Source organism: Blautia sp. OF03-13 (genome assembly GCF_003460685.1).
GTDB classification, from domain to species: domain Bacteria; phylum Bacillota; class Clostridia; order Lachnospirales; family Lachnospiraceae; genus Fusicatenibacter; species Fusicatenibacter saccharivorans.
On record NZ_QTVR01000013.1, the window covers coordinates 39,174 to 62,099 of the forward strand.

At 50.0% G+C, this 22,926-nt stretch carries 19 protein-coding genes and 2 pseudogenes; 19 read left to right on the plus strand and 2 right to left on the minus strand.

The window, feature by feature from the left end:
• The first annotated feature begins 162 nt into the window (after positions 1 to 162).
• From DXA55_RS11165 to DXA55_RS11250, 18 genes and pseudogenes are all read left to right on the plus strand, one after another.
• Complete coding sequence (locus tag DXA55_RS11165; protein ID WP_243868653.1) at positions 163 to 1,620, plus strand: serine/threonine protein kinase; 1,458 nt, start codon at positions 163 to 165, stop codon at positions 1,618 to 1,620.
• Positions 1,617 to 3,062: a hypothetical protein gene (locus DXA55_RS11170; RefSeq protein WP_117814193.1), complete on the plus strand. Its 1,446-nt coding sequence runs from the start codon at positions 1,617 to 1,619 to the stop codon at positions 3,060 to 3,062. The genes DXA55_RS11165 and DXA55_RS11170 overlap by 4 nt, the downstream gene beginning before the upstream one ends.
• Positions 3,063 to 3,152: 90 nt before the next feature.
• A complete protein-coding gene (locus DXA55_RS18795) occupies positions 3,153 to 4,772 on the plus strand; it encodes an HAD hydrolase-like protein (RefSeq protein ID WP_117814195.1) in 1,620 nt (539 codons plus the stop codon).
• A 178-nt stretch (positions 4,773 to 4,950) separates the two neighbouring features.
• Positions 4,951 to 5,682, plus strand: coding sequence for a 30S ribosomal protein S2 (gene rpsB, locus DXA55_RS11180; RefSeq protein ID WP_022461152.1), 732 nt, complete (start codon positions 4,951 to 4,953; stop codon positions 5,680 to 5,682).
• A gap of 120 nt (positions 5,683 to 5,802) precedes the next feature.
• The gene (gene tsf, locus DXA55_RS11185) at positions 5,803 to 6,741 is read left to right on the plus strand and encodes a translation elongation factor Ts (RefSeq protein WP_022461153.1); all 939 of its coding nucleotides are present in this window, start codon (positions 5,803 to 5,805) and stop codon (positions 6,739 to 6,741) included.
• A 254-nt stretch (positions 6,742 to 6,995) separates the two neighbouring features.
• Complete coding sequence (locus tag DXA55_RS11195; RefSeq protein WP_117814197.1) at positions 6,996 to 8,675, plus strand: FMN-binding protein; 1,680 nt, start codon at positions 6,996 to 6,998, stop codon at positions 8,673 to 8,675.
• Between the two features lie 175 nt (positions 8,676 to 8,850).
• Positions 8,851 to 9,258 carry a hypothetical protein gene (locus tag DXA55_RS17805; protein ID WP_242998498.1) on the plus strand — a complete coding sequence of 136 codons (408 nt, stop codon included), beginning with the start codon at positions 8,851 to 8,853 and terminating at the stop codon, positions 9,256 to 9,258.
• 158 nt (positions 9,259 to 9,416) lie between these two features.
• A complete protein-coding gene (locus DXA55_RS11205) occupies positions 9,417 to 12,155 on the plus strand; it encodes a translation factor GTPase family protein (RefSeq protein ID WP_117814199.1) in 2,739 nt (912 codons plus the stop codon).
• A 1-nt stretch (position 12,156) separates the two neighbouring features.
• Positions 12,157 to 12,860, plus strand: a pseudogene (locus DXA55_RS18800) (IspD/TarI family cytidylyltransferase).
• Entirely contained in the window at positions 12,857 to 13,870 is a 1,014-nt protein-coding gene (locus DXA55_RS11220) for a galactitol-1-phosphate 5-dehydrogenase (protein ID WP_055219428.1), read from the plus strand. The pseudogene DXA55_RS18800 and the gene DXA55_RS11220 overlap by 4 nt, the downstream one beginning before the upstream one ends.
• Positions 13,871 to 13,874: 4 nt before the next feature.
• The gene (locus tag DXA55_RS11225) at positions 13,875 to 14,546 is read left to right on the plus strand and encodes a ribulose-phosphate 3-epimerase (RefSeq protein WP_117814205.1); all 672 of its coding nucleotides are present in this window, start codon (positions 13,875 to 13,877) and stop codon (positions 14,544 to 14,546) included.
• A gap of 80 nt (positions 14,547 to 14,626) precedes the next feature.
• Positions 14,627 to 15,187, plus strand: coding sequence for a manganese efflux pump (locus DXA55_RS11230; RefSeq protein ID WP_117814207.1), 561 nt, complete (start codon positions 14,627 to 14,629; stop codon positions 15,185 to 15,187).
• A gap of 139 nt (positions 15,188 to 15,326) precedes the next feature.
• Complete coding sequence (locus DXA55_RS11235) at positions 15,327 to 16,091, plus strand: glycosyltransferase family 2 protein (protein WP_117814229.1); 765 nt, start codon at positions 15,327 to 15,329, stop codon at positions 16,089 to 16,091.
• Positions 16,091 to 17,113: a sugar transferase gene (locus DXA55_RS19580; protein ID WP_442857663.1), complete on the plus strand. Its 1,023-nt coding sequence runs from the start codon at positions 16,091 to 16,093 to the stop codon at positions 17,111 to 17,113. The genes DXA55_RS11235 and DXA55_RS19580 overlap by 1 nt, the downstream gene beginning before the upstream one ends.
• Positions 17,110 to 17,486 (plus strand): annotated as a pseudogene (locus tag DXA55_RS18805) (sugar transferase). The gene DXA55_RS19580 and the pseudogene DXA55_RS18805 overlap by 4 nt, the downstream one beginning before the upstream one ends.
• Positions 17,479 to 17,904 carry a LicD family protein gene (locus tag DXA55_RS17325; RefSeq protein ID WP_199605801.1) on the plus strand — a complete coding sequence of 142 codons (426 nt, stop codon included), beginning with the start codon at positions 17,479 to 17,481 and terminating at the stop codon, positions 17,902 to 17,904. Before DXA55_RS18805 ends, DXA55_RS17325 begins: the two are co-directional and overlap by 8 nt.
• On the plus strand, positions 17,901 to 18,353 hold the full coding sequence (locus DXA55_RS17330; RefSeq protein ID WP_199605809.1) for a LicD family protein: 453 nt from the start codon (positions 17,901 to 17,903) through the stop codon (positions 18,351 to 18,353). Before DXA55_RS17325 ends, DXA55_RS17330 begins: the two co-directional genes overlap by 4 nt.
• 17 nt (positions 18,354 to 18,370) lie before the next feature.
• Positions 18,371 to 19,351, plus strand: a complete 981-nt coding sequence (locus DXA55_RS11250) for a glycosyltransferase family 2 protein (protein WP_055219419.1) — start codon at positions 18,371 to 18,373, stop codon at positions 19,349 to 19,351.
• Between the two features lie 58 nt (positions 19,352 to 19,409).
• On the opposite strand, the gene DXA55_RS11255 is transcribed toward DXA55_RS11250, so the two are convergent.
• Positions 19,410 to 19,868 (minus strand): hypothetical protein, encoded by a 459-nt coding sequence (locus DXA55_RS11255; RefSeq protein ID WP_117814209.1) that lies wholly within the window; start codon positions 19,866 to 19,868, stop codon positions 19,410 to 19,412.
• A 14-nt stretch (positions 19,869 to 19,882) separates the two neighbouring features.
• Entirely contained in the window at positions 19,883 to 21,655 is a 1,773-nt protein-coding gene (locus DXA55_RS11260; protein ID WP_158565080.1) for a hypothetical protein, read from the minus strand.
• 199 nt (positions 21,656 to 21,854) lie between these two features.
• Between DXA55_RS11260 and DXA55_RS11265 the strand changes: the two genes are divergently transcribed.
• Positions 21,855 to 22,922: a DUF6077 domain-containing protein gene (locus tag DXA55_RS11265; protein ID WP_022462986.1), complete on the plus strand. Its 1,068-nt coding sequence runs from the start codon at positions 21,855 to 21,857 to the stop codon at positions 22,920 to 22,922.
• The last annotated feature ends 4 nt before the right edge of the window (positions 22,923 to 22,926 follow it).

Sequence of the window (22,926 nt, forward strand, 5' to 3'; positions counted from 1 at the left end):
TCGTCCTGAAAAATCGATTCTATATTACTCTATCGAAGAGCCATTCGGCTCAATTTATATCCATGTACAAAAACAGAATATCGGACTGACAAACACTTTGACGTAAAAAGAGGAGGCGGGATCATTGGAAAAGTAGAACTTCCGGGAGGGAAGTATCGCCTGCTGTCAGTGCTCGGAAGAGGGGCAACGTCTGTCGTTTATCTTGCAGAGAAAACTGGATCCGGAAAGCGGTATGCAGTCAAGGTAAGTATATGTGACAGGGAAAAACTGCGCCGGGAAGCGTTTCTTTTACAGAAGTTTTCATATCCCGGGATTCCCTGTGCGGTGGAACTTCTGGAAAGTAGGACAAAAAGCTTTCTGGTGATGGAAGCTGTAAACGGAAAATCTATCGGACAGCGTATGCGTAAGGGAGAACGGTTTTCCAGCCGGGAAATTCTGAAAACGGGAATTGCCCTGAGCGGGATTCTTTGTTATCTCCATGCACAGAACCCGCCGGTTTTCTACCGGGATCTGAAGCCGGACAACGTGATGATAACAGAGCGTGGTGAAATATACCTTGTGGATTTCGGTGCAGCCGGAACAGAAGAAACGGGTGTGGAAGTCCGTTATGGAACCCGCGGTTATGCAGCGCCGGAGCAGTATGACGGGAAGTGTGACGCCCGTTCCGATCTTTATGCACTCGGCGCACTGCTTGCGGCAATGGCGAAGCATGCGAAAAAGCGGCAGAAAAGAGGACTCTGGCGGGTGATGGAAAAGTGTATGCAGAAAAAGCCGGAGGAGCGGTATGCGTCTGCCGGAGAAGTCAAAAAGGCACTGCGGCGGCTGGAAAGAAAGCGAAAAGGCAGGAAGACTCTGCGGATCTTTGCAGTTTTTGCTTTTCTGACAGGAGGAGCGGCTGCAGTTGCCAGCAGGATGCCATGGGGGCAGTTTCCGGCGGCAGACGAATGGGAGGAGCAGGGAGATCTCTGGTTCTGCGGAAATCCGGTGGAAGAAGGCAGTCTGCCGAACTACCAGAAAGCGCGGGAAGCGTTCTTAAAGGCAGATCATCTCAGTCAGGCGGGGCGTGTGGAGCAGGAACTTGTGGAATACTGTCTGGCGGATGATGCGGCAAGGGAAAAAATGCAGATGGAGCCATTGCTGGCTGAATTTTATGATGACACGCAGCAGGAGCCGGAAAAAGAAAAACGCTGCCGCAGATATCTTGCTGTTGCAGGAATGTATTTCAGTTTTTCCGAAGAACTGGCGCGTGAAAATGACACAGACGCCATGCGGAAAGGAATCGAAGTGCTGGAAAAGGCCGCAGGCGAGAATATGGAGGGGCAGTGGGAGAACGTCATCTGGCAGAGACTGGCGGATGCGTGCTATCTTGGCGGAAAATCCGGGGATGGGGAAAGAGAACAGGACTGGTGCCAGGAGAGCTTTCTCTATTACGAACGGCTTCTGTGCAGCAGACAGGATGGAAACCGGCGGAAAAATCTGCTCCGGGCCGCAGAGCTGGCACTGCAGTTCGACATGCAGGAAAAAGCAGAACAGTACCTCAACGAGGCAGCAGAAATTCCGGGAATGGAGGAGGACATTTTTTATCAGCAGATCAGAAAAAGATGGGAGGAAGCAGGATGAGAAAAAAGACCATATGCGCAATGATGACAGGATTCCTGGCCATCCAGGGAATCGAAGTCCACGCGGAGACACAGCAGACGATAGGCGAGGCCGCAAGTGCGGTGGAAAGCGTGGAATTAGAAGCTGAAATCATCGAGAACAGTGATGTGACAGATGCAGACGGGAAAGCCGGACCGGAGGAACTGCTGCCGGACGAAAAGTCAGAAGAAGAACCGCCTATAGAAGAGAAACCAGAGCAGGAACCAGAGCCGCCGGAAGAGAAAACAGATCCGGCAGAGACCGGAAAGAAAGAGACAGAAGGAGAAGAAAAAATGCTTCCCCCGACGGTAATTCCGGATCCGGAGAAAGAACCAGCGGAAAGGTGGGAAGAAGAGGAGGAAGAAATTTCGGAAGATTCAGAATCGGGGAAGCCAGAAGAATTGCCGGAGGCAGGAGATATGGGTTCCGGGGAATCGGAATCAGAGGAAGGATGTGAAGAAACAGATACAAAAGAATCAGAGACAGAAGAGTCAGATTCGGAGAGAACGGATTTTGGAGAAATGGACACAGAAAAACCAGATTATAAAGATACAGGTTCAGAAAAATCCGGAACGGAAAATTTGATGCCAGAAGATCCGGAACCGGAAAAGCCTGATATGGAAGAAACGAAGCAGGAATCTCCGTCAACCGAAAAAGAGTCAGAAAATCAAACCTCGGAAACAAAAGCACCAGAAAAAGAGGAGCCTGCCGTAATGCCAGATGCCGGAAAGTCAAACACAGAAAAGCAGGAACAAACGGAGCCCGGGCAATCGTCTCCTGAGAAAGAAGAACTCAAAACAGACGAACAGCTGCCCGTTGCTGCAGCCACGCCCGAGGAGGTGACCCAAGATCCAGATGATATTCCGCTACAAACAGAAGAAAGCAGTCCTCCGCCTGCCGAAACTCTATCTGAGAGTGCCGGGGAGGAGCCATCTCAAATACCGCCGCAGATCATCGCCGATTTCATATTATCACAGATAGCAGACGAAGATTTCGAAGCGCCGATCCCCCTGATTATCCGCCCGGCCGACACCAGCGTCGAAATAGATCCCGGTTATACCCCGGAAATTCTGCTCGAGGGAGCCGCCGACACGGCTGAAATTCTTTCCTGCATGGTAAATGGCTCCGAAGCCGAATATGAATGGAAAGAAAACAAAATCTGTCTGAAAGCCGAGAGCCTTTCCGAAGGCTACAACCGCATCACTGTAAAAGTGCGTGGTGCAGACGGCATTGTTCGAACCATGAAACCGTGGGAAGTCAACGTGAAACCAAAAACTTCCACACTTGTCAGCCAAAGAACCAGCCAGAAACCAAAAGGAACCCGCCTCTGGCAGTCCCTGAGGCGCCTCTGGAACCTGATTCGTGCCATTGCCGAAATTCAGAATCAGACCACCCGCTATCTGCGTGCACTCTGCAGAAAATAGCCTGATCCGGTTTTGTTTGTATTTCTAATTTCGATATGCTAGAATAAAAGACATGTCATACGATAAAAAAGTAAAAGAGGAAATAAGAGTATGTCAGATATGATATTATTTGATCTGGACGGAACCCTGACTGATTCCGGTCCTGGAATTACAAGATGTGTACAGTATGCGCTGGCATCCTTTGGCATCGAAGAGCCGGATCTGGAAAAACTGAACTGTTACGTGGGGCCGCCGCTTCTGGAATCTTTTATGAATTTTGCAGGCCTTGGCTGCGAAGAAGCACAGCAGGCCATCACAAAATACCGGGAGCGGTACGAGGCAGAGGGCATTTTTGAAAATGAAGTATACGGGGGAATCCCGGAGGTTCTGGCGTATCTGAAAGAGCAGGGAAAAATTCTGGCGGTAGCATCGTCCAAACCGGAAAAATACGTGGAGCAGATCCTGGAGCATTTCGAAATCAGAAAGTATTTTACCGTAGTAACCGGTTCAGAAATGAACGAAACCAGAACCGACAAAGGAGAAGTCATCGCAGAGACGCTGCGCCGACTCGGAGCAGAAGACAGCCGTTCCGACGTGGTGATGGTTGGTGACAGAAGCTATGACGTAATCGGGGCAAGAGAAAACGGACTGCTCTGTGTCGGCGTATCGTATGGGTACGGCGGAAGAGAAGAACTCGAGGCAGCAGGTGCCGCAAAGGTATGTGATACACCGGAAGAACTGAAACTGCTGGCGGAGGATCCGAAAGAAGAGAAGAAAAGACGCGACCGCATCAAAAAAATGAAGCCGGAGCGTATCCCGTGGCTGACAAGAGGAGAAAGTGGAACAGGAATCTTTGCGCCGAAAGAGAAAAAAGCAGAGAATATAAAAGAAAAAAGGACAGCGAAAACAGAGCCAAAAACGGAGGAAATCGTAATTCCTATCCAGCGGAAGCTATGGCGTCTTTTAAAACCGCTTCTGACGTACGAACTGTTTCTGATCGGAGCAACCGTACTTCTGGCGCTGATCCTGATGACGTTTACGACCGGCGGTTATCTGGAAGAGCGTATGCACGCGACATCCGTTCTTGCATCAGCAATCGGCAGTCTGGCGGCGATCCCGGTTCTCTGGAAACAGTACAAAAAAGATGAAGGCATGTTCCCGAAACCGGAAAAACGGTGGAGTGCGGCAGAGGCAGCCGCCTGTATTCTGCTGGTTATGACCTTCGGCCATCTCCTGAACACTGTCATGAACGTGACCGGCTTTACCAGAATCTTTTCCGGCTATCAGGACATGGCATCAAAGATTTATGAAGGACAGAACCCGCTGCTTCTGATCCTGTCCGTCGGTGTGCTGAGCGCGGCCGCAGAGGAAATTGTTTTCCGCGGCATGATTTACCGCAGGGCAAAAGATTTCTGGGGAACCGGCTGGGGCATCGCAGCATCATGTCTGCTGTTCGGTGCATATCACGGCAATGTGACGCAGTTTGTCTATGCAGCCGTGGTAAGTGTGCTTTTGATCCTTATTTATGAGCGGTGCGGAACACTCCTTGCCCCGGTTCTTGCGCACATGGCAGAAAATATCTGGGGACTTTACCGGAGCCAGTTCGTATCCTGGATGACCCAAAAAGCGCCGGCAGGTGCATGGATGTTCATCTTTTTGGAAGCGGTAATCTGCGCCGGAACGTTCTGGTATCTGTTTTTAAAGGATAAACAGGGAAAAACACAAAAATAACAGAAAAAAACCGCAGAATCCGCGAAAAAAATGCTTGTCATGAAAAAAACTCTGTGATACAATCTTACTGTTGCACAATAAGCACCCATGCGGTACCAAGGATGGTGCCTGTTTTTTGAAAAACAGGTTCCAAGGTGAAAAAACATGGGGAAGAATAAAACCATAAGGAGATAAAACAATGAGCGTAATTTCAATGAAACAGTTACTGGAAGCCGGTGTTCATTTCGGACATCAGACAAGAAGATGGAATCCTAAAATGGCTCCGTACATCTACACAGAGCGTAATGGTATCTACATCATCGACCTGCAGAAATCTGTAGGAATGGTAGATGACGCATACAAAGCTGTTGCAGACATCGCAGCAGACGGCGGCACAATCCTTTTCGTAGGAACCAAAAAACAGGCTCAGGACGCTATCGCTGTTGAGGCAGAGCGCTGCGGAATGTACTATGTAAACGAGAGATGGCTCGGCGGTATGCTGACCAACTTCAAAACCATCCAGAGCCGTATTGCAAGACTGAAAGCAATCGAGACCATGGAGCAGGATGGCACCTTCGAAGTTCTTCCGAAAAAAGAAGTCATTGAGTTAAAGAAAGAGCTTGCAAAACTGCAGAAAAACCTTGGCGGTATCAAAGAAATGAAGAGACTGCCGGACGCTATCTTCGTAGTAGATCCGAAAAAAGAGAGAATCTGCGTACAGGAAGCTCATACACTGGGAATTCCGCTGATCGGTATCTGCGATACCAACTGCGATCCGGAAGAGCTTGACTATGTAATTCCGGGTAATGACGACGCTATCCGTGCCGTAAAACTGATCGTTTCCAAAATGGCAGACGCAGTTATCGAGGCAAAACAGGGCGAGGCTGAGGAAGCTGCATACGAAGAAGCAGCAGAGACAGACGCTGAATAATTTACGCGAAGTAATGAACTGGGGGGAACTTGAAATTCAGGTTCCCTTCGGCGAATCTCACAATAGCAGACCGGCATGAAGATGCAGTCTGCTGAATCACGTATACGGAGGAATAAAACAATGGCTATTACAGCAGCAATGGTAAAAGAGTTAAGAGAAGTAAGCGGTGCTGGTATGATGGACTGCAAGAAAGCTCTTACAGCTACCGAAGGTGATATGGACAAAGCAATGGAGTTCCTGAGAGAAAAAGGACTTGCTACTGCTCAGAAAAAAGCTGGCAGAATCGCAGCTGAGGGTATCGTTATGCTGAACGTATCCGAGGATGGAAAGAAAGCTGTCGCTGTAGAAGTAAACGCTGAGACAGACTTCGTTGCAAAGAACGAGAAATTCCGTGGCTATGTAGCACAGGTTGCAGAGCAGGCTATGGATACAACTGCAGCAGACGTAGAAGGATTCCTGGCAGAGCCTTGGAAATTCGATACCAACGAGACCGTTGGCGAAGAGCTGGCTCATCAGATCGCTACCATCGGCGAGAACATGAACATCCGTCGTTTCCAGCAGGTAAAAGAGGAGAACGGTTTCGTTGCTTCTTATACTCATATGGGCGGTAAAATCGGTGTTCTGGTTGACGTTGAGACAGATGTTGTAAACGATGACCTCAAAGAGATGGCTAAAAACGTTGCAATGCAGATTGCAGCTCTTCGTCCGCAGTACACAAACCGCGACGAAGTAAGCGCTGATTACATCGCACATGAGAAAGAAATCCTCATGGCTCAGATTCAGAACGACCCGAAAGAGTCTCAGAAACCGGAAAAAGTTATCCAGGGAATGATCCAGGGCCGTATCAACAAAGAGCTCAAAGAGATCTGCCTGCTTGATCAGGTATACGTAAAAGCAGAAGACGGAAAACAGTCCGTAGCTCAGTATGTAGCACAGGTTGCAAAAGCAAACAACGCAACCGTAGCAGTAAAAGGCTTCGTTCGTTTCGAGACCGGTGAAGGAATCGAGAAGAAAGAAGAGAACTTTGCTGAGGAAGTTGCTAAACAGATGAACGCATAATTCAACTGTGAATTTGTAAAAATAACGCAAAAATATAAAACCCTCATAAATGTGCAGAAAATACACGATTTATGAGGGTTTTTTACTGTCACAGGCAGTATCCATCGGAAATGCAGTAAGTGCCCTGAAGGATACCGTCCCCGGAGATTTCTCGGCAATGAATCTTTCGGAGATTTGTGAATTAATCCAGGAACATAAATCGAATGGTCCGGTAATGGAGATGAAACGTTAAACATAAGAAAAGAGGAACAAATTTGAAAAAACAAGACAAAAGAAACTGGCCGAAAGCAGTGATTCAGATCCTTTCTTTCCTGCTGATCCCGGGCTTGTTTGAGGCGCAGTTTTCTGCGGTTGGGACGATTATTTCCGCAGTTTATCAGGGGACGGTTTCGTGGGAACGGATCAGGTATTCGGTATGGATGGTGCTGGCGACGGTTCCGGCGGTGATTATTGTGGGACGGTTTTTCTGCGGATATTTCTGCAGCTTCGGGGCTGTGCAGGATTTTCTGTGGTTTGCAGGAAATAAGCTGAAAAAGCGGTTTCGAAAAGCAGGTGCGAAAAACCTGCATTCAAATTCAAAGAAGAGTGGAAGAAATGTTCCAACAGGCTGGATCAAATATGGTGTGCTCCTGTTCTGGGCAGTCTTCGTATGGAGCGGTATGATAAAATGGAACATCGCAGGGCCGTGGCAGGTATTTGGACAGTACAGTTCCATCGGACACTGGCCGGGCGTGAAGCCGATGTTTTCGATTGGCGGTGCGCTGATTCTGGTGATTTTCGTCGGATCCGTCTTAATCCAGCGCTTTTTCTGCCGGTATCTCTGTCCCATAGGAGCCATCTACAGCATGATTTCCAGATGTACTCTGTTAAAAATTGTAAAACCGCGGAGCAAATGCGGAAACTGCCGTCTCTGTACTGCAAAATGTACCATGGGAATTGATCTGACAGAAAAAGAGCAGACGGCAGGCGGCGAGTGCATTGGATGCGGGGTATGTATAAACGGATGTCTGAAGAACAATGCACACTGGAAGTACCGATACAGCGTGTGGATCGGTGTCGGGGTGACCTGTCTTACGATTGCAGCGTCACAGTTCCTGATCCGGAGCGAGAGCGGTTCCGTTGGTAAGACAGCAGGTGATGCGGCCATTAATACGGCAGAACAGAATCTGGACAGCAGATTCCAGGACGGCGCTTATTCCGGAAGTGGAGAAGGCTACCGCGGAACCGTGACCGTTTCCGTAAAAGTGGAACAGGGAACAATAACCGGATTGACGATAGAGAACGCCGAGGATGATCAGACATATCTGGACAGAGCAAAGTCAGGAATCTTTTCGGAAATCATGAAAAAACAGAGTGCCGAGGAGATAGATACCGTTTCCGGCGCCACCTACAGCAGTAAAGGGTTGATTGAGGCCACTCAAAATGCGTTAAAAGAAGCCGCCGGAGATGAGAATACTGTACAGGAAAATACAGCATCTGAATCGACGGATACAACGGAAGAAAAACAGGCATTCCTGGACGCCGGCCGTTTCCACGACCTGAAAGACGGTATCTGCACGGGTACCGCCGATGCCTTCCGCGGGGATGTCGAAGTGCAGGTAACGGTAGAAAACCAGAGAGTGACCGACATCTCCATCCTTTCCTACTGCGACACCGAGGAATACTTTTTCCGTGCAGCGCCTTACGTGATAGGGCAGATGAAAGAAGAACAGAGCCTTAACATCGACGCCTTGAGCGGTGCCACCTACAGCAGCAACGGTATCATTCACGCCACCGCCAATGCACTCGAAATCCCGGAAGACGAATATGCACCGCGTCCTGGCCGGGATCTGGCACATAAGCAGAAAGAGCACGGTCATATTGTAAAACATACGATCGAGAGCCAGGAGCAGTATGAAGAAAAAGTAAAAGAATACGAAGACGCACAGAATTAAAAAACAAAAATAATCTCAAAATAAGCACTGTAAATACATCCATCTGTATTTGCAGTGCTTTTCTGCTGTAACAGAACCCCGCCTGACTGCATCAAAAATATAAAAAATTTAACAATCATTTGATATAGACCTTATAGGAACAGGATAGCAGTTAAAATACAAATGTGCTACGATCGTGATTGTAGTAAAAAATATTCTGAAAGAAATGGCAGGAACAGCAAAAATACAGCGGTTAGGCTGGAGTCTGGAATGGATGCAGCGCATATCTGAAAAAGGAAACGAAAACCTGGGACAGCTGGGATATACGGATCATTCGCAGAAACACTGTATGCAGGTTGCCCATCATGCAGAGTACGGTACACTTCTTGCAAATGAACTTTTAAAAGAAACGGATATGACGTTGGAAGACAGAGTAACCATCGTTCCTCGGTTCTGCAGTTATTGCAGCTGTAAAACTGGCAGGCGGAACGATCAACGTGGCGGTTGCATGCCTGGCGATTTTCTTTGCACTGGGATTTGTTTTCCTGAAAATTGCAGATCGGCAGCCGATGGCGGGGGAGAGATAAAACAGAACATAGCATAAAAAAATCTCAAAGCAGGAGAAAAAGCCGCTTTGAGATTTTTTGCGTTTCACTCCGGGGTTCCGCAATGAGAGGTTTTGTGGTACAATAAGCAGTGAGTCGGGCCGCAGGGGATGAGGGGGCCTGAAAAATATGAATCATACAGACAGGATGAAACAAAATGGAAAAAACCAAAAAACTGGCGGTAGGCATTTTAGCGCATGTCGATGCGGGAAAGACGACGCTGGCAGAGGGAATTTTATATAAAACAGGCCAGATCCGGAAAGCCGGAAGAGTGGATCACAAGGACGCCTTTCTGGACACGGAGGAACTGGAAAAAGCAAGGGGCATCACGATCTTTTCCAAACAGGCCGTGCTGAAGCTGAACGAGACGGAGGTCACACTCCTTGACACGCCGGGCCATGTGGATTTCTCGGCGGAGATGGAGCGCACTTTACAGGTCATGGACTATGCGGTTCTTCTGATCAGCGGTGCGGACGGCGTGCAGGGTCATGTGGAAACCCTGTGGCGGCTGCTCGCGCGGTATGAGATCCCGGTCTTTCTCTTTATCAACAAGATGGATCAGCCGGGCACGGATGCGGAAAAACTGCTGGAAGAACTGCAGAGCCGTCTCTCAGAGCACTGCCTGAATTTCTCGCAGGATCTCCAGAACTCAGAATTGCTGGAAGAACTCGCCATGTGTGATGAGGACGTGCTGGAGCAGTATCTGGAAACGGGAAGCGTGGAAGAAGACCAGATCTGCATGATGATCGCAGAGCGGAAGGTTTTTCCGTGCTGCTTTGGCTCTGCACTCAAGATGGAGGGCGTGACGGAATTTCTGAAAATTCTGGACCGGTTTACAAAAACGCCGGAGTACGGCGGGGATTTTGGCGCGCGCGTTTTTAAGATTTCAAGGGACACGGCAGGAAACCGTCTGACGCATCTGAAAATCACGGGCGGCGTGCTGAAGGTGAAGCAGATGCTCGGCGAAGAAAAGGCAGACCAGATCCGCATTTATTCCGGTGCGGGCTATACGATGGTACAGGAAGCACCGGCGGGGACGATCTGTGCCGTAACGGGACTGAACAGCACCTTCTCCGGTCAGGGCATCGGCAACGAAACCGAGGCGGAAAAACCGGTGCTGGAGCCGGTGCTGACGTACCGCATCGAGCTTCCGCCGGACTGCGATGTCCATCAGATGCTTGGAAAACTGCGCCAGTTAGAAGAAGAAATCCCGGAGCTTCACATTGTCTGGAATGAGCGCCTCGCGGAAATCCATGCGCAGGTCATGGGTGAGGTGCAGATCGAGATCTTAAAGAGTCTGATCCACGAGCGTTTCGGCGAATGGGTGGAATTCGGAGCCGGAAATATTGTATACAAAGAGACGATCCGCAGTGCCGTGGAGGGTGTCGGCCATTTCGAGCCGCTGCGCCATTATGCGGAAGTTCATTTGCTGCTGGAGCCGGCAGAACCGGGCAGCGGACTGCAGATTGGAACCGTCTGCAGCGAGGACACCCTGGACCGCAACTGGCAGCGTCTGATCCTCACACATCTGCTGGAGCGGAAGCATCCCGGCGTGCTGACCGGGTCGGAGATTACCGATATGAAAATCACGCTGGTCAAGGGCCGTGCGCACATTAAGCATACCGAGGGCGGCGACTTCCGCCAGGCGACGTACCGTGCGGTGCGGCAGGGACTGAAAAAAGCAGAATCCGTTCTGCTGGAGCCGGTCTATGCGTTCCGTCTGGAAATTCCGTCGGAATCAACGGGACGGGCGCTGAACGATATCCAGCGGATGTACGGCAGCTTTGAACCGCCGGAAATGGAAGGCGATATGACAGTGATCACCGGAACCGCACCGGTTGTGACGATGCGGGATTATCAGAAAGAAGTGACTGCTTACAGCCGGGGACGCGGAAGAGTGTTCTGTACCTTAAAAGGATATGAGCCGTGTCACAACGCTGAGGAAGTGATTGCCTCCATCGGCTACGATTCCGAGGCGGATGTGGAAAATCCGACGGGTTCTGTGTTCTGTGCCCACGGGGCAGGCTTTGTCGTTCCATGGAATGAAGTGGAAGACCATATGCATCTGGAATACACGCTGGAAAATCCGGAAGAAGAAAGCGATTCAGCCGAATCTGCGGCAGACCGGAGCGGCGGAGCATCCTCTGTGCAGAAAGCAAAAAAAGCATCTGACCGCGTGCCGATGGCAGCTTCCCTGCAGGAGGCAAAGGAGCTGGAAGAAATCTTTACGAGGACATACGGCAAAGTGGAGCGGAAGCGCGCCGGTTTTGAGCGGCGGACACGTCCGGTCACCTCGTCATCCGGCATCGGGGATCCCAAATATGCAAAATCAAACCGCCCGAAGGAGCCGCAGGAGGAATATCTGCTGGTGGACGGCTATAACATTATTTTTGCATGGGATGATTTAAATGAGCTGGCGAAGTATAATATTGAGAGCGCCAGAGGAAAGCTGATGGACATCCTGTCAAATTATCAGGGATATAAAAAAATGACGCTGATTCTTGTCTTTGATGCCTACAAAGTAAAAGGCAACCAGGGTGAGGTCGGCATGTACCATAATATTCATGTCGTTTATACGAAAGAGGCGGAGACGGCTGACCAGTACATCGAGAAAACGGTTCACAGGATCGGCCACAACGGCAACGTAACGGTGGCTTCCTCGGACGGTCTCGAGCAGATCATCATTATGGGAGCGGGCGCGCATCGTCTCTCCGCACGGGATCTGCGCACCGAGATTGAACATACAAACGGCCAGATCCGGGAAAACTATCTGGAGAAAGAACAGAAAACGAAGTCGTACCTGCTGGAGAACGCCTCCGGAGAACTGGGAGACTTTTTAAAAGAGCTGGAAGAAGAGCGAAAAAAAGAGAGTAAAAAGAGCAAAGGAAAGGCTTAAGATGAATTACGCAATCATACTATCGGGGGGAATCGGAACGAGAATGCAGATGGGGGATTTTCCGAAGCAGTATCTGGAAGTGGAAAAGAAACCGATTCTGCTGTATACGCTGGAGCAGTTTCAGAAAAGCAGTGCCGTTGAGAAAATCGTCATCGTGGCGGCAGATGCCTGGAGAGAGAAGATCCGCGGATGGATGGAAGAAGACGGGATTACGAAATTTCTCGCCTTTGCGGATGCCGGGGATACGCGGCAGGAATCCATTCATAATGGCCTTACCGTCTGCATGGAGGATTCCGTATCGGAGAACGACGGTGTGATCATCCACGACGGCGTGCGGCCTCTGGTGAGCGAACAGCTGATTGGCGACTGCCTTGCGGCGCTTGCCGATCATGAGGCTGTATGCCGGTGCTGCCGATGAAGGACACGATCTATCAGAGCAGCGACGGAACAAAAATTGACCATCTGCTGGAGCGCAGCACGCTGTTTGCCGGTCAGGCGCCGGAAGCCTTCCGGCTGCATCCGTACGCGAAGATCAACCGGGAAGCATCGAAAGAGGAGCTGTCCCTCACAAGGGGAACGAGTGAAATTGCCTACCGCCATGGAATGGATGTGGCGATGATCCCAGGGGATGAGCGGAACTTTAAGATTACAACAAGGAGCGACCTGGAGCGTTTCTGTACGATTGTGGAAGGAGAAACGAAATGAGAGCATACGAGCTGCATGGAGTCAATGATTTAAGAAGGGAAGACATCGAAAAACCGGAAATCCCATCCGGCTGGGTTCTGGTGCAGGTAAAGGCATCAGGAATCTGCAGCTCCGATATTCCGCGGATTTTCACAAACGGAACATACCATTTTCCAACGATTCCGGGTCACGAGTTTTCAGGCGTGGTTGCCGCATACGGCGAGGGTGTGCCGGAAGAGCGAGTTGGAAAACGGGTCGGCATTTTCCCGCTGATCCCATGCCGCACCTGCCCGCAGTGCCGGCAGAAAAAATATGAGATGTGCGAACACTACGATTACCTCGGCTCGCGCCGGGACGGCGGCTTTGCGGAATACGTGGCCGTGCCGGACTGGAACCTGATGGAGCTGCCGGAAAACGTCAGCTTCCGCGAGGCAGCAATGCTGGAGCCGCTCTCTGTGGCGCTTCATGCGGTGAAACGAAGCGGTGTGAAGCCGGGCGATACCGCAGCAGTGATCGGAACGGGCATGATCGGTTTTGCAGCGGCAGCGTGGGCGAAAGCGCTCGGCGCCGAAACCGTTTTTGTGATTGGACGGGGCGAAGCAAAACGTGCGATCGCAGAACAGATCCCGGGCATCTCATATGTGACGGAAGAGGAGAGTAAAGCGATTCAGGCGGATGTTGTAGTAGAAGCGGTCGGAACGCCGCAGGCCGTTTCCAGTGCAGTTCTTCTTGCAAGACCGGGCGGAAGCATCGTGCTGATGGGAAATCCATCGGGCGATCTTGCGATGGAAAAGAACGTGTACTGGCGCATCCTGCGCAAACAGCTGAACCTGATGGGAACGTGGAATTCTTCTTATGAAAAAGATGAAGCCTGCGACTGGACGGAGGCACTCGATGCGCTTTCGAAGAAGAAAATCCCGGCACAGGCGCTGATCACGCACTGTTTCCCGTCCGAAAAGCTGATGGACGGACTGGAACTGATGAAAAATCATAAAGAGCCATACTGTAAAGTAATGGTTTCATGGGAGTAGAAATATGAGAAAAAGTCAGATATCGGCATCCATGATGTGCTCAAACCTTGTGGATCTGCAGGCGACGATCGATGTATTTGAAAAAGAAAAAGTCGAATATCTCCATATCGATGTGATGGACGGCGAGTTCGTTCCGAACTTCGGCCTTGGCGTCGACTACATCCGCGGACTGCGGGAACTGACGAGTATTCCGCTCGATCTTCATCTGATGATTAAAGACCCGGAGTACAAGCTGCCGTGGATCGGCATTCACAAAGAGGACATCGTGACGATTCATTATGAGAGCACTTTCCAGGTGCAGCGCGCGCTCGATTACCTCGTGCCGTACGGCTGCAAGCGGTTCCTCGCGATCAACCCGGCGACACCGATCGGGCAGATCGAGGAAGTGCTTGATTATATCGACGGTGTCAATCTTCTGATGGTGAATCCGGGCTTTGCCGGACAGAAAATTGTGCCGAGTACGCTGCGCAAGGCGGAAAAGCTGCAGAAATTTCTGCAGGAGATGCACCGGGAGGACATCATTTTAGAAGTGGACGGAAACATTACGGAGGAGCACGGCGCGACGCTGCGTTCCTGTGGAGCCAGCATTTTTGTGGCGGGAACTTCGAGCATTTTCTGCACCGATGTATCGCACTTCGGAGAAAAAATCCGGGAATTCCGGAAAGCAGTGGAATAAGAAAAAGAACTGCCTTCCCGGGATGCACGGTTTGAAAAACAGACGAATACTGTAAAGTGAGAAATGACGGAGTGTGTCATATGGTAGAATTGCTTCTGCTTGCTGCGGCGCTCTCAGCCGATAACTTTGCAGTAAGCATCGGATATGGAAGCAGCAATACGAGAATTTCACCCGGCATGACGGCGCTGCTGAATCTGTTTTGCAGTGCTGCCCTGGTTGCTTCCGCGCAGTTTGGAAAAAGATTTCTGCAGTCCGCAGGACCGGAATGGGGAACCAGAGTGGGTGCGGGCTGCTTTTTTCTTATGGGAACGCTGAAAATTTTTGAAGAACTGAGAAAACGCAGAAGAAAAAAGCAGGGAAAACCAGAAACAAGACGGGAACATCTGGAAAAACAGCTCCACCCACTGGAATTTGGCCTGCTGGCGGTTTCGATGTCGGTGGATGGAATTGTCTCCGGCGTCTTTGCCGCGGATCTTCCGGTGACAGGAGGACAGATCTTTTTTGCCTCCTTCGCGGTCGGAATGGCGGCGATGTATGCCGGAACTGCCATCGGAAAAAAGACGGGGCAGAAAAACGGCGGAAACGGAGCACTGTTCGGAGGAATTCTGTTCTATTTACTGGCGTTTTTAAAGCTCACATAGAATTACATGTAAGAAAGAAAAACCAGCAGATCCCGGCGTAAAATTGACAAGCCCGTGCAGATATGCTATAAAAGTAGGAGGTTTGCTGCTGGAAAATTTAAAAAACAGATGCAGCAGACAAAGTAAGAGAGGAAAATACATGATTTCAGTAGTAATCCCTTCGTACAACGGTGCAGAAACACTGTTTCAGGCAATCGACTCAGTCCTTTGCCAGACAACAAAAACCCCGCTGGAAATCCTGGTGATCGACGACAATTCCACGGACAATACGCTGGAAAAGATGGGGCGTTACGGAGAAAATGACCGGGTACGGTATATCCGGAATGAGACAAACAAAGGAGCGTCCGCATCCAGAAACCGCGGTGTACAGCTCGCAAAGGGCGATTACATTGCCTTTCTGGACGCGGATGATTACTGGGATCCCGAAAAACTGGAAAAGCAGGAAAAAGCCCTTGCAAAGACCGGTGATGTGCTCTGCTGTACGGGTCGGGAGCTGATTTACGATCAGGAACCGGAAAAGCAGAAGATCTTTTCTGTCCCGGAGCGGATCACCTACAAAATGCTGCTGCGCGGCAACGTGATCGGCTGCTCGTCGGTACTGGCCAAAAGAAGCGTTCTGCTGGAATTCCCGATGGAAAAGGACGAGTGCCACGAGGATTATCTGGACTGGCTGCGGATCCTGAAAAAATACAGGACAGCCTGCGGTGTGGATGAGCCTTTGCTGAAATACCGACTGTCCAGCACAGGAAAATCGGGGAATAAACTGCATTCTGCAGGAATGACTTACCGTGTTTACCGCGAGCTGGGAATGGGAACGTTCCGCTCCCTGTACTGTTTTGCGTGCTATGCCGTAAACGGTGTGCGGAAGTATTACGGTAAGGGCAAAAAGAGAGGAAGAGATTGATGAACTATAAAAACAGGGAACAGTACAAACATCTGATGCGTGTCCTGGCGGTCGCGGCGATTGTGCTTCTGGAATGCGCTGTTTTTTCTGTGTTCTGGGACAGATACTATGCGAGCCACCTGTGGCTGGAGCCGTTCTGGGATAAGGGAAATCAGATTATCGTCGTGATCTACGGCATTTTTCTTCTGGTTTTCATGTACATTTACGGCGGCATGAAGATCGGATACATGAAGGGAAGCAGCATCATCTATTCCCAGATGATGACGGCATTCTGTGCCAATGCGCTGATGTATCTGCAGATTATCCTGCTGTGGCGCCACCTGCCGTACATTCTGCCGATGGTCGGCATGACACTCGTGGACTTTGCGCTGGCAGGCATTGTATCCTGGCTTTTTGAGAAGACGTTTGCGCGTCTCTTTCCGCCAAGAGAGGTGCTTCTGATTTACGGTGAATACCCGATGGAAAGCTTGGAGCTGAAGATGAACCAGCGGCCGGACAAGTATATTGTAGCACATAAGGTGAGCGTGGAAGTGGGAGAGAAAGAGCTCTGCCGCCAGATTGACGCATACGGTCAGGAGGGCGTGATCCTGGGCGATCTTCATTCGGAGCTGCGCAACCGTCTGCTGAAATATTGCTATGCGAAAGAAATCCGTGTCTATCTGACGCCGAAACTGTCGGATATTATGGTACGGAAAGCGGAAGCGCTCCATATTTTCGATACACCGCTTCTGCTCGCGCGAAACAGTGGTCTTTCGTTTGATCAGAGATTCTGCAAGCGCCTGCTGGATCTGCTCGTATCGACGATTCTTCTTGTGATCACGTCACCGATTATGCTGATCGCAGCGCTCTGCATCAAGCTGTATGACCATGGCCCAGTGTTCTTTAAACAGAAACGTCTCACGATCGGCGGAAAAGAATTCTATGTCTACAAATTCCGAAGCATGATCGTGGATGCCGAAAAAGACGGCGTAGCCGTCTGGCAACGAAGAACGACAGCCGCATTACGCCGGTCGGAAAGGTGATCCGCGCGACGAGAATTGATGAGCTGCCGCAGCTTCTGAACATTTTCAAGGGCGATATGAGCGTCGTCGGACCGCGCCCGGAGCGGCCGGAGATTGCAAAGGAATATGAGGAATCGATTCCGGAGTTTGCTTACCGTCTGAAAGTAAAGGCAGGCCTTACCGCTACGCCCAGATTTACGGAAAGTACAACACGACCGCATACGACAAGTTGAAGCTGGATCTGATGTACATAGAAAGCTATTCGATTTTAGAGGATCTGAAGCTGATTCTTGCAACCTTTAAGATTGTCTTCACAAAGGAGAGCACAGAAGGGCTCGAGGAAGGACAGACGATCAGCCTGAACGCAAAGGAAGAGGAGAAAAAAGATGTTTAATACCGAGGACGAAATTCTGCGCCGGCTGCAGGAAAAAAATCTGGAAATGGCCGTCATGTTTTACCACTGGTGCCAGAGAAACCATCTGACCTGTTATCTCTGCGGCGGCGGCTGTATCGGTGCAATCCGCCACGGCGGCTTTATTCCGTGGGACGATGATCTCGACTTTTTCATGCCGCGGAAAGATTACGAGAAGTTCCTGAAAATCTGGGATACACAGGAGGAGAGTAAAATCTACAAGCTCGAGTACCCGAAAGAGGGCTTCTGCAATGCGCATACGTTTGCGAACATCCGCGACAGCCGCACCACGCAGGTGAAAAAGGAGCAGGTCGATATGGATCTCTGCCACGGCGTTGCACTTGATATTCTCCCGATCGAGGCTATGCACCGGGAAACCTTGCGCGGAAATGGCAAGTGATCGAGGGAAAGATTTTCCAGCTCTTCTGCACGCAGGTTATTCCGACCAAAGAACGCCACGGCGCGTTTATGCATTACCTGGGAACGATTCTGCTGGCGCTGGCTCCGACGCAGAAGATGCGGTACCGGATCTGGAAGCAGGCAGAGAACTATATTACAAAATTTGATATCGACAGCCCACGGGTGGACGGCATCACCGAGATGTGCGCACCGCAGGCGATTCTCCGGAAATATCCGAAAAAGATTTTTGCATCGGCGATGGAGGTTCCGTTCGAGAATGAGCGCCTGCCGATTCCGGTCGGATATGACACATATCTGCGCATGGCGTTCGGCGATTATATGAAACTGCCGCCGAAAGAACAGCAGAAAGGCCACCACGATGCGGCGTTTCTGGATCTCGATCATCCGTATGAGCAGTATAAGGGGATACACTACTGCTGTAAGAAATAAAGAAAGAGGATAAAACAATGCCGGAAATTTCAATCATTACCCCGGTGTATCAGGCAGAAAAATTTTTAAAAAAATGTGTGGATTCCATTCTCTCCCAGTCTTTTACGGACTGGGAGCTGCTTCTTGTAGATGATGGAAGCACCGACAAGAGCAGTGAAATCTGCCGGACATACGCAGAACAGGATGCGCGGATCCGTTATCACCAAAAAGAGAACGGCGGCGTCAGTTCGGCGCGGAATGCGGGCGTTGCGCTTGCAGAGGGGCGTTATATCACGTTTGTGGACAGCGACGATTTCGCAGCGGAGGATCTTCTGGAAACACTGTATCGTCTGGCGGAAAAATATGATGCCGAAATGAGTATCTGCCGCGGATACGATCTCTATGAAGGAAGGCCGGTGCCGGATCTGAAACAGGAGGGAATCGAATCTGTGACCGACAGCGAGGAGGGACTGCGCCAGGTGATGAAGGCGCGCGTGTTCGGCGTGATGCCGTGGGGCAAGCTGTATCGGAGAGAGATTTTCGAGGGCGTTGTCTATCCGGAGAAAACAATCGCCGAGGATGCATACGTCATCGTTCCGTTAATGGAGCACTGCCGGAAGGTGGCCTTTTCCACAGCACAGAAATACTATTATGTGCACCGGCGCGAAAGCCTCACGACAAGCGGTTTTCGCTGGTCAGATCTGGGTTCGGTGGAAGTATGGGATCATAATCAGAATGTCGTGGAAGAACGCCACCCGGCGCTGAAAAAAGAAGCAGGTGTGCGCTGCTGCTGGGCGCGGTTTTTCGTGCTGGACAAGCTGATGCTGTTGGAAACCATGGACGCGGAGAAAAAGGCGCTTGCGAAGAGGCTGGCAAAAGAGCTTAAAAAGCATCCGCTTCTGGTACTGGAAGGCGATCACTTCACGAATGGGCGGAAAATCGCCTATCTGACCCTGTTTCTGGGAACCGGAATTTACCGGCAGTGCGTTCGTGCACTGTTCCGGAAAAGAAATTTATAAAAAATGCGGCAGAAACGAATGAGATTTTCGTTTCTGCCGCATTTTTATATGGATTTTTCTAGCTTTCTTTTTCGGAAAGCAGAACACCGTTTTTATCAAACACATACGTTGTTCCGTCAATTTTTTTCGTCCCGGTGACGCATCCGCCCCAGCTCTGGAAATAATATGTTTTTCCGTCAATTTCTGCCCAGCCGGTCTGCATGGAAGCATCATCGTTGAAGTAATACCAGTTGTTTTTATAATAGAACCACTGCGATTTTCTCGCACCGCCCCAGCTGTAGGTAAAGTACCAGACACCGTCCCGGATCACCCATTGGTTTGCCGGCATGACGCCGTTTTCATCAACAAAATAAAGATTGTTATCATACGTAAAGGCTTCATCCGTTTTCCGTGTACAGTCCTCATTAATATAATAGTATTTATTCTGAAGCAGCAGCCAGCCTTCGTGTGCGGCACCGCCCCAGCTTCTGAGATAATAATAGTTTCCATCCCATTTCAGCCACTGGTTCTGATACATTTTTCCGCTCTTATTTACAAAGTAGAGATTGTTGTCATACAGGAACTTTCGTTCTGCTTCAGGGAACCGTCCGCATTCATAAAATACCAGGCGCCATCGATCTGATACCAGCCATTGGTTACGCAGGAATATTTCTGTACATAATACCAGGCACCGTCATGGTACAGCCAGGTGCTGCCGGAAATACCGCCCCAGGAAAGAAATTTGACGCGGTAACCGTTTAAGGTAAGTGTCGTATTGCGTGCGGCACCTCCCCATGTGTAAAAATAGTACATCGTTTTGGTCTCCGGATCAGCGTGCCATCCGGACGAATACATAATACCGGTATCCTTGGCGAGATAGTACCAGTTGTTGCTGATAAACTGCCATCCGGTCTGCATCTCACCGCTGCCGGAAAAATAATAGTAATCTCCATCAAGCAGAAGCCAGCCTGTTGCCATAACGCCGTCCGCGCCGAGGTAATACGTTTTGTGGTCGAGGGTGAGCCAGCCGGTATACGGTGTTTCATCATCGTTGTAGTAATACCATTTTCCATCCCGTTTTACCCAGCCGATGACGTGGCGTTCGTTTGTGATCACGCCGTTTTCATCGGAGGTATATTCGATGCCCGTTTCTGTGTCGCGCCAGGAAGTGGAGCATACGAGAAGATGGCTGCTGTCTGCATAATATTTCTGTCCGCCGCGGGTGAAAAATCCGCTGTACGGGATGCCGTCATGATAAGCAACGAGCTTGGAAGAACGGCCGCGGTAAATTTCATAGGTATCATCCACGTTGGAAGTGACCGCGGAACCGGAAAAGTCAGCAATGACTGCCGGAAGATCGCCGGAATATTCTGTCGTGGAAAATACGCGCAGCCCCAGAGAGGTCAGGGTCTCGACGGTATCGTTATCCATAATACGGAAGTCACCGGTCTGGATAAAATATTCCGGGTTGACGGCAGCAAGATAGTCTGCATCGACAGCATTCGGATATCCGTGATGATTGGAAGTCATCAGATCAATGCTGTACAGCCCGTAGTTCGAAACAATCCGGCTGGCATCGCCCTCGACGTCGTCGATATCGCTCGTCAGAAAAGCGCGGTGGTCGTTTGCGGAGGCAATTACACCAAGACAGAACTGGTTGGCGTCCTCTTTTGGACTTGTGAGATAATCTTCCTCGTAGTTGACAATCTGGATCTGGAAATTTCCAAAAGCAAAATCAGGAGATCCTTCTTCTGCGGAGGCGGCACCGGGATTCAGATGCTGGATCAGGGTCACACCTTCAGTCTCTTCTACAGCAGTAAGAAGCTGGTCGTAGACATAAAGATTGTCCCAGAGACGCGCAGTATTATAGATATAACTGTCATCATACGGGAGCAGATAAACCCGGTCGGGGGAATACAGCCGCACGATGGTATCGCCGGTTCCAATATGGTCGCTGTGCGGATGTGTTGCAACATAAAACTGCAGATTATCGGAGGTGACACCGAGGGAGTCCAGGTAGGAGAGTACCTCATCGTCGTAGCCGGTCGACGTTGTGATGCCGCTGCGCAGCGGATAACGCGGATCAGATCCGTCAGGGTAATCCCAGTCCTCGCCGGAGTCTACCATGCCGAAAATTTTCTGGCCATTATCGTCTACACTTTCCAGAACGATGGCATTGGAGCCGCTGCCGAGTGTCAGAATGTGAATTTTTGCTGTAGTATCAGCCGCATGTGTGTTTTCCGGGGTGAGAAAAAGAAAAGCAGCGGCAAGGGATGCCGCGCCGATGGAAAACACGGATCTGCGGGTATGCCGGGAAAAAGGCATATCAATGGCTCCTTTCGTAACATATATCATTAAAACAAAAAGTAAAACAGCCGGGTGGAAAATAAGCGCTCAACATCACAATTATACAAAATTTCAGGGAAAAGTCAATGTTTATTAGAATTTCGATTACTTGACGCAGACAGGGCATCATGTTAGAATGAGTGGGATTGGGAATGTAAGGAAAAGAAAGGAACCAAACATGATTACCTTATTAAAAATGCCGGCACTGTTTCTGGGAATGCTCGCAGTGTTCTGCTGCCTGGGTTCTTTTTTTATCAGAGAAAACAGGTATGAGAGCGGACATCTGGGTGAAACTGTGCTGTTTGGCTTTATTGCATATTACTTCTTATTTGAACTGATTTCTGTGCCGATGATGGTGCTCGGTGCAAAGCTGCATCTGCTCGCATGGGTATGGGCTGCTGTTGTGGCTGTCCTTGTAATTGCTTCCATCTGTCTTCATCTGGGAATGTGGAGAGAGTGGGGAAAAAGAAGCGGCGGTTTCTGGAGAGGAAAGACGGCGGCTTTTTATGTGATGCTGGTGCTGATTGGAATCCAGCTGTATTTTGTTGCTGCACTGCAGGAAAACGGCAGTGCGGATGCAGCGTATTATGTGGGAAGTGTGACAACGAACCTTGCGACAGATTCCATCAGCAGCTTTGACCCATATACAGGAAAAGCACTGGATTTTTTTAACATCCGTTATGTGTTCAGCATGTATCCGGCAGCAAATGCAGTACTGTGCCGTTTAACGGGCCTTCATCCGCTCGTAGTGACGAAGGTGATTCTCTGTATGATGACGGTAGTTTTAAGTTATCTCGTCTATGCACAGATCGGAAAGGCGCTGTTAAAAGAAAAACAGATGGTATGGGTGCTCCTGTGCTTTATTAGTGTTGTGAATCTGAATTTTCATACGATCTTTTCGAATGCGTCGTTCCTGCTGACGAGGGGATACGAGGGAAAGGCCGTATTGTGCAATATCATCCTCCCGTTTCTGTTTTATCTTGGTCTGCGCATGTATCAGGAGAAAAACGGAAAGAGAGTCTGGCTGCTGTTTTTCATGACAGGCGTCGCTGCGATTGACCTTACGATGTCATCCATGATGACTGTACCGGTGGCCATGAGTGCTGTGATTCTGCCGAATCTTGTGCGGAAAAAACGCTGGGGACAGAGCGGGCTCTATCTGCTTGCTGTGCTGCCGTGTGTGCTGGTGCTTGGGGTCTATCTCCTTGGTGTGCGCGGTATCCTGCAGATTCCGGTTGTGCGGTAGAAAG